Origin of the sequence: Anaeromicrobium sp., assembly GCF_025210435.1 — a bacterium.
In the GTDB taxonomy this organism is placed as follows: Bacteria; Bacillota; Clostridia; order Peptostreptococcales; family Thermotaleaceae; genus Anaeromicrobium.
The window spans coordinates 1-11,712 of sequence record NZ_JAOART010000077.1 but is presented as its reverse complement, the minus strand read 5'-3'; the positions used below and the strand labels follow the sequence as shown (position 1 = coordinate 11,712).

The window sequence follows — 11,712 nt, the reverse complement described above, 5'->3', positions numbered from 1 at the left end:
TGAATCTTCGTATATAGGTTCATGTGTCATGTTGGAGTAGCATAGGATGTTGTGACGTTCCAGGGTTCCAAAGATTTTCAATATATTTTCCCTTATAGGCAAGTTACTGTATAAAACAAATTTACAACCAATAAATCTATAGTTCTTTATCTTCTAGTATTCTTCCAAAATGAACACATCCTTTGGCTCTATATTAATTATGCCCTTTAACACTTGATTTTTAAGTAATTCCTTATACTTCTTGACTTCTAAATCTATCTGTTGTGGTTTCTTACTGTGATTTAATATGAAAATGTATTCCTTATTATCCTTTATTCGTTTTGTTACCTCTATTTCTTCGCTTGTTTTTAATATGGGTTTAATCTTATTTTCATCACAATATTTTTTCATTAACTCCCTTATAAAACCTTCCTCTGGCTCAGTTGCCACGTAAATAGCCTTTCCTTTACCATAAGAATTTTCCGTTATTGCTCCATACCCCTTATAATAATCATGGGCAAATCTCCCTAATACCTTTGCCCCTTGACTATGTACAACTTCACAAATCAAATTACAATCATACACATCTTTACCCATATTTAGTTCTTTCTCAACTACAATGCCGTTTTTCATCTCAGGATATAATGCATCTACTTCTTCTACCCATATACCTAGTAAGTCCCTAAATGCCCCTGGATATGCTCCTAATCTTACATGATCATTTTCATCCACAATGCCACTAAAAAACGTAGTTATAAAAGTACCCCCATCTTCAACAAAGCTCTTAATATTATTTATAGCTTTATCCTCTACCATATATAAAAGTGGAGCTATAACCATATCATACTTTGATAAGTCCATATTAGGATTAACTATGTCTACGGGTATATTTAGATCATATAGGGGTTTATAATATTTCATTATCCTATCTATATATGTCATATCTATACTAGGTCCACTTGAATACTCAACTGCCCACCAGTTAGACCAATCCATAATTATTCCTATTTTTGATTCTATTTTTGAATCAATTATTTTATCTTCTAATCCCTTTAATTCTTCACCTAGCTGAGTTAGTTCTCTACCAATTCTAGTATTTTCATGTCCCACATGGGGTACTAATGCCGTATGATATTTTTCACACGCTCCAGCTGATTGCCTCCATTGAAAAAACATGATACCATCTGAACCATGACTTATACACTGATAGCTTAAAAGTCTCATAACTCCTGGTCTTTTTTGTTCATTATAGGGCTGCCAATTTTGTTGACTTGGAGTTTGTTCCATGAGAAGAAAAGGTTTTCCACCTTTCAATGCCCTCACCACATCATGTCTAAATGATATTAGGCTAGGATGGTCTTTACTTGATGGATAATTATCCCAAGATGCCACATCACATTCTTCTCCCCACTTAAATAAATCTAGTTTATCACATATTCCCCATATATTCGTTGTTATAGGAATATGAGGAGTTATCTTTCTTATTTCTTCTGCCTCTCCTAAAAAACATTCTAATATGCTATTTGACATGAACCTACGATAATCAATTGCCATGGATTGAAAATTAGTTCCATCTCTTCCTCCCAATCTTCCCGGTAGTATCTCCGTCAATGCAGAAGGTACTTCTATTTCATCCCAATCATATATGGTGTGACCCCAAAAGCTTGTATACCAGCATTTGTTTAAGTTTTCTAGTGTATCATACTTTTCCTTTAACCACTTGATAAAGTTTTTTCTACAGTTTTCACAATAACAATATTCTCCGTATTCATTATTTATGTGCCATAATACAATAGCAGGATGATCCTTATAATTTTCTGCCATTTCTTTTGCAATTTTTTTTGATAGTCTCCTATAGTTTGGACTATTAGGACAAAAGTTTGTTCTTCCTCCATGCTTATATTTTCGCCCATACATATCAGTTTTTGTAATGTCTGGATATTTTTTTGACATCCAGGCAGGTTGTGCTGCCGTTGGAGTGGCCAAATTTACATATATTCCGTTTTCATATAATAAATCTATAATTTCATCTAGCCATGAAAAATCAAATTCGTCTTCACTTTTTTGAATCTTTGCCCATGAAAATACGGGTAATGTAACTACATTCACTCCATGAACTTTCATTTGTCTTATATCTTCTTTCCAGATTTCTTTATTCCATTGATCTGGATTATAGTCTGCACCATAAAAAAATCCCTTAATTTTTTTACTAATCATGTCCATTTCACTCCCTTTAGGCTTTTCACTTTTATAATACTTTTTTCGTTTTGTAAGTGAAATGATGTAAATTATTTTTTTTTGATAAATTATGATACAAAGTTTTGGGATTGATATTTTTTAGGGCTACATCCTATAATTTTTTTAAAGGTTCTACTAAAGTGTTCCACATTTTCATATCCTATTTCATCACATATTTCATATATCTTCTTATCTGTAGTCTTTAGGAGTTCTTTAGCCTTATCTATCCTATATTTTGTTAAGTATGTTGAAAAATTTTCTCCCGTATTTTTAGTAAATATTTTACTAAAATATCCTTCACTAAGACCTACATATTGGCTAATCATTTCTAATTTGATTTTATTCTTATAATTCCTTCTAATATATTTTCTAACCTTCCTAATAATATCTACTTCTGATGTTACATATTTATTTAACCTTTCCTCTAATAAAAGATTGGTTTGGTTTATAATCCATCTATCCACCTCTTCTTTTGTTTCAAAGGATATGATAGTTTGTAAAAAATCCATATGCTCATAATTATTTTTATAATCTTCAACCTTCTCCCCTATGGTTTTTTCAACTATCATTAAAAATAATTCTATATAGTAAATATGAATGTCTTCTATTTTTTCTTCATTAAAGTTATCTATAAGTTCTAATATATTATTTAATTCTTCAACTACTAATTTTTTATCAATTAAATGAAGTGCGTCTATCAACTTCTTTTCTTCCATCTTTATTTGAAGTAATTTTTTAAACTTAGATGATTTCATATCTTTATCAATATTTTTTATTGATAAAAGTAAATCTCTTTCACTTGTGCTTATATTTTTACCCTTTCCAATTAGATATCTTAATCTAGCGTTACCTTGTGCAATGTTATATAGTTTTGGTATATTTCCATATCCATTTAATACATGACTTAATCCAACTGTAATATTAATATTTAAATAATTAGATAAAATATATCTAATCTTTTGTATAACCTCATTAATTCTATTTAAAACATTCATAAGACTATAATCATCATTAGATAATATGAGGGCATATTCCTTAGGCTTTATACAAAGGATCTCTCCTATCCTATACTCTAATAATACTTGTTCTATGGAATTTACCACTGTATTAACAAAGGTTTTTATATTATGAAAATTATATCTTCTTTCTATGTGTTTAAAATCATCTATTAATAAATAACATACGGATAAATTGGTTGCAGTTATTTTTAAGTTATATTTATTTATTTCATTTTCCATATTTTCTGTTATTTTTCCATTAAGTAATTTTTTCATAAAATCTTTTTTCCTAGTATCATCTACTTCTTTTTCTTTATGAACCTTCAAGTTATTCCTTCTTTTTAATACTTCTTGAAATAAGTTTAAAATTTTTTCAGGCTCCATTTCTGTCTTTAGTACATAATCTGTTACTCCTAATTTAAAGGCTTTTCTTACTAACTGAAAATCATCGTATGCACTCAATACAATTATTTCACAATTTAATCTATTGTTTTTTATTTCTCTTATTAATTCCAATCCATTCATAAGGGGCATATTAATATCTGTCAATACTATATCTATGTCCCTATTTTCCTTTAAAATTTCCATAGCCTTCTTTCCATTTGCTGCTTCTAATTTCACTTCAAATCCATACTTTTCCCACTCTATTAAAGATTTTAAAGCTAGTTTTACTAAAGGTTCATCCTCCACTAACAATACCCTATTCATACTTTTCCCCCTCAGACTCTAAAATTATAGGAAGTTTATATTTTACTATTGTGTAGTGATTTTTTTTACTTTTTATTGTTAATCCATATTTTTCCCCAAAGTTTAACTTTACCCTTTTATCCACATTTATGACTCCTATTTTATTAAAGCCATCTTTATTTTCTTTAGTGAATAATTTTTTTAATTGATTTTCATCTATTCCCTTGCCATTATCTATAACTTCAATAATTAAGTTTTTATCTTCAGAATATGCTTTTATACATATTATTCCCTTTCTATTCATATCATTTAAACCATGTAATATGGAATTTTCCACAATAGGCTGTAAAATTAATTTTATAAGATACAAATCTTTTAGGGATTCTTCCATATTATATTTAACTTCAATATTATCTCCATACCTAACTTTCATTATATAAATATAATTTTTCAAGTTTTCTAACTCTTCGTGCAAAGTTACATATTTATTGGTACTTCTAAAGGTTCCTAATAGCAATTTCATAAAGGCATCTGTCATATTTTTTATACTGTCAACTTTAGTAATCATGGACATTAACCTTATTGAATTTAAAGTATTATATAGAAAATGTGGATTTATTTGTGCTTGAAGAGCCTTTATTTCTTCTTTACTTCTTTCCTTTTCTTTCTCGTCCCTTTCCCTTATGAGTCTATCAATTCTTCTCAACATTTTATTATATGACTCTTTTAGTTCTTCAATTTCCATAACTCCATTTTCTTCTATGCCTATACTGTAGTTAAAATTATCTATATTTTTCATTGTATGAATAAGATTTTTAATAGGTCTTACAATTTCTTTAAAGAATATGAGGGAAAATATCATATAAAATACTATGATAAGGAAAAAAGTAGCAATAAATAATCCAAATAATTTTCTAACATCCCTAGTCAAAACTTCATAGTCAATTATATTAATAATGTACCAATCTGTATTTTTTATCTTATCTTTAATAATGTAGAACTTATTTTCTTCTGTTGTTTCAGTAAAAAATTCTTCTTTACTTTTTAAAATCTCTTTTATATTTACTTTTGCTCCAATATTTCCTTGGGAAGAAATAATTTTATTTCCATCTTCGTCAGCTATTATAACTTCTCCTTCTTTTCTATATTTGTATTTAGAATAAATTGGTTTAAAAATTGTAGTTTTATATTTAAAATAAATCATTTCTAATTCATTGTCTTTCCTTACAGGATCTGGGCTAATACAAACTGAAATATAATTTGAATTTCTTTTTTGTCCATTTATATTAAATATATCTAAATTTATAACTTTATCCCTATTCTTTAAGGCCTCCTCATACCATTTTTCATTTCTGATATTTTCTTCATTCACTAAAAGTGGCGCCTTATGATAATAAAAATCCTTTTCCCTAAAGAAAAAAATAATAGAATCAACACTATCTGTAAAATTAAAAATATTATTAAGTTTAGAATCAATTTCTTTTGATAGATTAAACTTATTAACCTCTTCCTCTTCGTGTCTCCATTTCTTCAATAATTTAATAATCTCCTCATCATGTGAAACAAAAGCAGCTCCTAGGGAAATTTTTTTTATTTCTTCATGGATATCCATAGCAGATTCTTGACTAAACTCTTTAATTCCCTGTGTATATTGTTCAAGTAAGATTTTTTTATATAAATTATTAAGGGTAAAGTTTATTATAAATACGGGTATTATTATTATTAAAATAAATGCTTTAATAAATTTTGTAGACATACTTCTTTTTTTTATCAAAATATTCTGCCTCCCTAATACACATTATTAAGATTTTCCCATGTATCATGTCTGTTTTAGATATATTCTAATATTTACTGTAAAATTTGTCCAATACATCTTAGTAAACTATGATTCATATTTTTCAAGTGATTTCTTAAATAAAAGAGAAGTAATTAATATACATAAGCTTGGAACAATAAAGATAGGTAAAACAAATAAATAGGATATGAACATAAGAAGTATGAGAAATACAATGGATAAAAGAGTTAAATACCAGTAACGAATTCCTATAAAATATGCACTCTTTATATAATCCCATACTTCCATTTCAAATCTTCCCACTAACATGAATATACAATTTATAATAATTATTAAATTAATTAACACTATGGACTGTAAAATTATAATTAAATTTTTATAGTTTCCAAATAAATAGTTATTATTTATATTTAATAAAATAATAACTATAAATAATCCTAAGAGAGTCCATATAAAGGTGGCCTTTTTAAAACTGTTTTTAAATTCTCTTAGATAATCTTTAATTATATTATAAGATTCATTTCTAACCCATTTTCCACAAATAAAATAAGCTGCACTTGTGGATGATCCTATTGTTATGATTGGAATACTAAATAGAAACCAAAAAAAGCTAATAAGTAAAATATTATACATGGCTGTAAAAAAACTATATAAACCTCCATCTAAAGAAAATATATTTTTCATTCATATCCCCCTCATATTATTAAAATGCCATTTAAAATAATCATCTTAAATGGCATTTTACTTTATTCTTTTACTGCTCCTGCAACAATACCTTTAAATACATACTTTTGGAATAATAAGAATAGTAGTATTGTGGGAATCATAACAACTATTACTGCTGCACTTAATTCTACTATTGAGCCCGTTCTTGTACCATTAAAAGCCATCAGAGTAGTTGTTAATGTTCTTAGTTTACTAGATGGCATATATAAATATGGAATATACATGTCATTCATTACTGTAACTATTTTTAATATGGCAAGGGTTGCCGTTGCGGGAATAACTACGGGGAAAATTATTTTCCAGTATATCCCGAAATATGAACATCCATCTATCATAGCACTTTCATCTAAGGATTTTGGAATTTGATTCATATATTGCATATAAATATATATTTGCATCAAATCTGTCCCAGCATATATGACCATTGGTGCATATATAGTATTGTATAGTCCTAAATTTTTAATAATTCCAAACCTGGCTATTTCTGTAACAATACCGGGAACAATCATCCCAAGTAAAAATACTCCCAATAATATCTTTTTAAATCTAAAGTCAAATCTTGTTAAACAATAGGAAACCATTGTGGCTAATATGGAGTTAATAACTACAGTAACTAGAACTAAAGTCATTGTATTTTTAAATCCTAATAAAATATGTCCCTTTTTAAATACAGTAATAAAGTTTTTTAAATATAGACTATTAGGTAGTTTTAATGGAGAATGAGATCCTACTTCAATAGGTGTTTTAAAAGCTGCAAAAAGTGTTATTAATAGGGGTATGATTACTATTGCAGTAATGATTATGAAAAAAACATATTGGAGTGTATTAAGAAAATTAATTTTTGGCTTATGTACAGATTTTTTATCCTTTTCTATATTTAACACTTTACTATCTTCCATAGTTCTGCTCCTTTTCTCCTAATAGTTTGTTTTGTATTCCACTTATTAATATAATAAGAATCATTAATATGACTGCCATGGCACATGCCTTTCCAAAGTTACTATACTTAAATGCAGTCTCTATTGTGAAAAGGGTAAATGTACTAGATGTGCTTCCCGGTCCTCCTTGAGTCATTATAAAGGGTATATCAAATACCTGTAATGCTCCACTTACATTTAAAAACAGTACAATAGTAACAACGGTTTTAATATTTGGTAGTATAATTTTGAAAAATTGCTGAACAACATTTGCCCCATCTACAATAGCTGCTTCAATCATATCATGGGATATGGACTGTATTCCTGCTAGAAATAATATGATATGCATACCACTAAATCTCCAGATAGATACTGCCACAAGAGAAAAATTTACTATGGCAGAATTACTAAGCCAATTAACAGGTTCCATATTAAATGAATTTAATATATAGTTTAATGCACCACCTTCAGAACTATAAAGCATTGAAAACATATATGATACAGCTACTCCATTTATAATATAGGGCATAAATACCATTGTCTTAAAAAACTTAGCCCCCCTTAACTTTCTATCTAATAAAAATGCTATAAATATTTCAACTGGTATTGCTAATAGATGGATAAAAAAGTATAATCCATTATTTTTCAAACTCAACCATAATTCAGGTGAATCAAAAATAACCCTTTTATAATTATTAAATCCAACATATTTCATCGTGGCATCAATTCCATTCCAGTTAGTAAAACTTATGTGCAGTAGTTTCATTATAGGATAAACTACAAATAATAATAGTAATATTGATGGTATAAATAAAAATGTAATTAATAATATTTTTTCTTGCCTCTCAATGGTATTCATCATCTTCCCCCATCTCTCTAGTTTTAAAATAAGCTATTGACCTAGGCCAATAGCTTATTTGTATTATTCATTCTTTGCTTCCTTCCATCTTTTATTTAAATTACTCATCATTTCTTCAAAATCTTTTCCTGCAAGCATTTCTTGACCTAATTTTTTAACATCAAATCCAAATGAATCCCCTATTCTCTTAAACTCTTTATTTCCTCCATCATATACTATAAATTTGGCATCTGTATTTTCAAAGGCTTCTTTTAAATAAGGATTTGTTGGCTCTGAACCCTTAATAGTTGCATTTATTCCCTTTTCCTTCATATACTCTAAATAATAATCACTTGACATATACCAGTTAATAAATTTAATGGCTTCTTCTTTATTTTCTCCCTCTTTTGCTGTTCCATAAAATCCATCAGCCATAACAGTTGCATAGAATGTATCTTCTTTTGTATCTCTAACAGGTAATAAAAATAGTCCTAAATCATCCATATCTCCATCCATATTTTTATAATCAGTTATAAACCATTGACCTGCTCCTATCATGGCACCTTTTCCTGCTACAAACATGGATTTTGCTTGATCCCATCCAATTCCTAAAGGATCTTGTCCAAATACCTTTGCATCATATAAATCTTGGATTTTTCTATAGGCTTCGTAGAATGGTTCTCCCTTTGTAAATGGTTCATCTTTTGTTGCCATCTCATTCCAATAAGCCCCATTTCCCCCTTGTAAGCATGGCATAAATTCGTTATAAGGATAATCTGGCCAAGAATCCTTAGCACCTAATACAATAGGAATATATTCTCCTTTTTCCTTTATTAACTGGGCTGTTTTCATAAATTCATCCCATGTTTCAGGTATTTCTAATCCATATTTTTCAAACACACTCTTTCTATAATATACAAATTCATAGAAGGCTGATTCAGGTATACCTACAATATTTCCTCCAATACTGTATTGCTCTGCATATTCATTATTTTTAGCTACCTGTGTATCATTTAATGGTTCTAAAATATCTGCAAAATTACTTAACATATATGTCTTAAGTAGCATTATATCTGGTAGTTCATTAGCTGAGTTTCTGATTTTTAAAGCATTTTCTAATTCTCCAGTATCTTTTACCTTTTCTACCTCAATAGTTACATTAGGATTAACTTTTTTATAGGCTTCCGATATGTTGTTTGTCTCTGTAAAATATTCATACTGGAATTGATCATGCATTAAAAATGTAAGTGTTACTTCTTCTGGACCTTCCTTAGAAACGTTTTCCGAAGTTCCACATCCTGTTAGACCTATACCCATTAACATAATAAAACATATTAATAAACATATCTTTTTCATATTTTTTCCCCCTCTATCATAGCTTCTTATTCTACTTACTTTAATTTTACAAATCATTCCAATATTAATAAATGATATATTATGAGATTATTTGATTTTTATTAATTTAAAATATAAAAACTCACTTATGTAAAGTCATAAGTGAGTTTTTATATTTTAAATTAATATGCTCTTCCCCAATAAACTAGCTTCTTAGCTGGCTTTCCACAGCATATACAAGTATCTGCAATTGGCTCCTTATCATGGAATGGCATACATCTAGAAGTTGCTCCCGTTTCTTCTTTTATCTTTTCTTCACAAGCTCTATCTTCACACCACATGGCCTTAATAAATCCTGGCTTGTTGGCTACAGTTTCCTTAAAAGTGTCATAGTCAGTAACCACACTAGTTTTTTCTGTTTGTCTAGTTCTAGCTGCCTCTAACATATCCTTTTGAATGGAATCTAGTATTTCTGTAATCTTAGTTTCTAATTCATCTAAAGATACGAATACCTTTTCTCTAGTGTCCCTTCTAACTAATACTGCTTGATTCTTTTCTATATCTTTAGGTCCAATTTCAACTCTTAGTGGAACACCCTTCATTTCGTATTCACTATACTTCCAACCAGGTTTCTTATCACTATCATCTAATTGTACTCTAAATTCCTTAGATAATCTATTTTTTAATTCATTAGCCTTTTCAAGTACACCCTCTTTGTGTTGTGCAACTGGAATGATTACTAACTGCTTAGGTGCAATCTTAGGAGGTAACATAAGTCCACTATTGTCACCATGAACCATTATGATAGCTCCAATTAACCTTGTAGTAACTCCCCAAGAAGTTTGGTGTACATGCTTCATTTTTCCGTCACTATCAGTAAATTGAATATCAAAAGCCTTTGCAAAGCCATCTCCAAAGTAATGGGAAGTACCACATTGAAGTGCCTTTCCATCATGCATTAAACTCTCAATAGTATATGTAGCTTCAGCACCTGCAAACTTTTCTTTTTCAGTTTTTCTTCCCTTTATAACAGGAATAGCCAAGTACTCTTCACATAATCTACCATAAATATCAAGCATTCTTAAAGTCTCTTCCTGAGCATCCTCTGCAGTTCTATGGGCAGTATGACCTTCTTGCCATAAAAACTCTAATGTTCTTAAGAAAGGTCTAGTAGTCTTTTCCCATCTTACAACAGAACACCATTGATTATATAGCTTTGGTAGATCCTTATATGAGTTTACAATCTTTGAATAATGCTCAGCAAATAAAGTTTCAGATGTTGGTCTAACACATAATCTTTCTCCTAGTTCTTCACTTCCTCCATGAGTTACCCAAGCTACTTCTGGTGCAAATCCTTCTATGTGATCTGCTTCCTTTTGTAATAAACTCTCTGGAATAAACATGGGCATATATACATTTTCGTGACCTGTTTCTTTAAACATTTTATCCAGGTTACTTTGAATATTTTCCCATATTGCATAACCATAGGGTCTTATAACCATACATCCTCTTACACTCGAATAATCTACTAACTCTGCCTTCTTTACTACATCCGTATACCATCTTGGAAAATCTACGTCCATATCAGTAATGGCTTCTACAAACTTTTTATCCTTTGACATGAATATTCCTTCCTTCCTTTCATTTATATATGTAATTTATAATTTCTTCTTAAACTAAAAAAAACCTGCATCCCAAAAAGGGACCAAGATTCAACTGGCGGTACCACCCTGTTTGATTTGCCTAAAAATAGCCCAAACCCACTTTAATGATATAACGGTTTTCTCCGCTGGGCCCTTATGAAGGCACAGATCTCCGAGGCTGGTTCAAAACCTTCTTTTAGAAACTTCCCACCTATCGTTTCCTCTCTACAAAAAGATCTAATTTCTACTATTCCTCATCATAGACAAATTTTTTATTCTTTTTAATTCATGATACTATTAATATTATTTTAATTTCCCCAATTTGTCAATATTTATAACACTTTTTGTTTTATATATAGATTTATCAACACTAGGCTTTCTTTATACAATAACTTGCCTATAAGGGAAACCATTGAAAATCTTTGGAACCCTGGAACGTCACAACATCCTATGCTACTCCAACATGACACATGAACCTATATACGAAGATTCACACTTTCGCTTGTGACAAGGACTTGGGTGGAAAAGATTTTCAATAGTTTCCTGAAATAGGCCC

General features: G+C 29.3%; 8 protein-coding genes and 1 other annotated feature. All 8 genes read right to left on the bottom strand.

Annotation, left to right across the window (positions count from 1 at the left end):
- Positions 1–153: 153 nt before the first annotated feature.
- Positions 154–2,196, bottom strand: a complete 2,043-nt coding sequence (locus N4A57_RS09360) for a beta-galactosidase (RefSeq protein ID WP_293657736.1) — start codon at positions 2,194–2,196, stop codon at positions 154–156.
- A gap of 89 nt (positions 2,197–2,285) precedes the next feature.
- Complete coding sequence (locus N4A57_RS09355; RefSeq protein WP_293657735.1) at positions 2,286–3,923, bottom strand: response regulator; 1,638 nt, start codon at positions 3,921–3,923, stop codon at positions 2,286–2,288.
- Positions 3,916–5,676, bottom strand: coding sequence for a sensor histidine kinase (locus N4A57_RS09350; RefSeq protein WP_293657734.1), 1,761 nt, complete (start codon positions 5,674–5,676; stop codon positions 3,916–3,918). The genes N4A57_RS09355 and N4A57_RS09350 overlap by 8 nt, the downstream gene beginning before the upstream one ends.
- 108 nt (positions 5,677–5,784) lie before the next feature.
- A complete protein-coding gene (locus N4A57_RS09345; protein ID WP_293657733.1) occupies positions 5,785–6,381 on the bottom strand; it encodes a YesL family protein in 597 nt (198 codons plus the stop codon).
- 62 nt (positions 6,382–6,443) lie between these two features.
- Complete coding sequence (locus N4A57_RS09340) at positions 6,444–7,322, bottom strand: carbohydrate ABC transporter permease (protein ID WP_293657732.1); 879 nt, start codon at positions 7,320–7,322, stop codon at positions 6,444–6,446.
- Positions 7,312–8,202, bottom strand: a complete 891-nt coding sequence (locus N4A57_RS09335; RefSeq protein ID WP_330671495.1) for a carbohydrate ABC transporter permease — start codon at positions 8,200–8,202, stop codon at positions 7,312–7,314. Before N4A57_RS09335 ends, N4A57_RS09340 begins: the two co-directional genes overlap by 11 nt.
- A 60-nt stretch (positions 8,203–8,262) precedes the next feature.
- A complete protein-coding gene (locus tag N4A57_RS09330; protein WP_293657731.1) occupies positions 8,263–9,534 on the bottom strand; it encodes an ABC transporter substrate-binding protein in 1,272 nt (423 codons plus the stop codon).
- Between the two features lie 161 nt (positions 9,535–9,695).
- Positions 9,696–11,135: a proline--tRNA ligase gene (gene proS / locus N4A57_RS09325; RefSeq protein ID WP_293657730.1), complete on the bottom strand. Its 1,440-nt coding sequence runs from the start codon at positions 11,133–11,135 to the stop codon at positions 9,696–9,698.
- Positions 11,136–11,210: 75 nt separating this feature from the next.
- Positions 11,211–11,426 (bottom strand) — a binding site (T-box leader).
- Positions 11,427–11,712 lie beyond the last annotated feature (286 nt).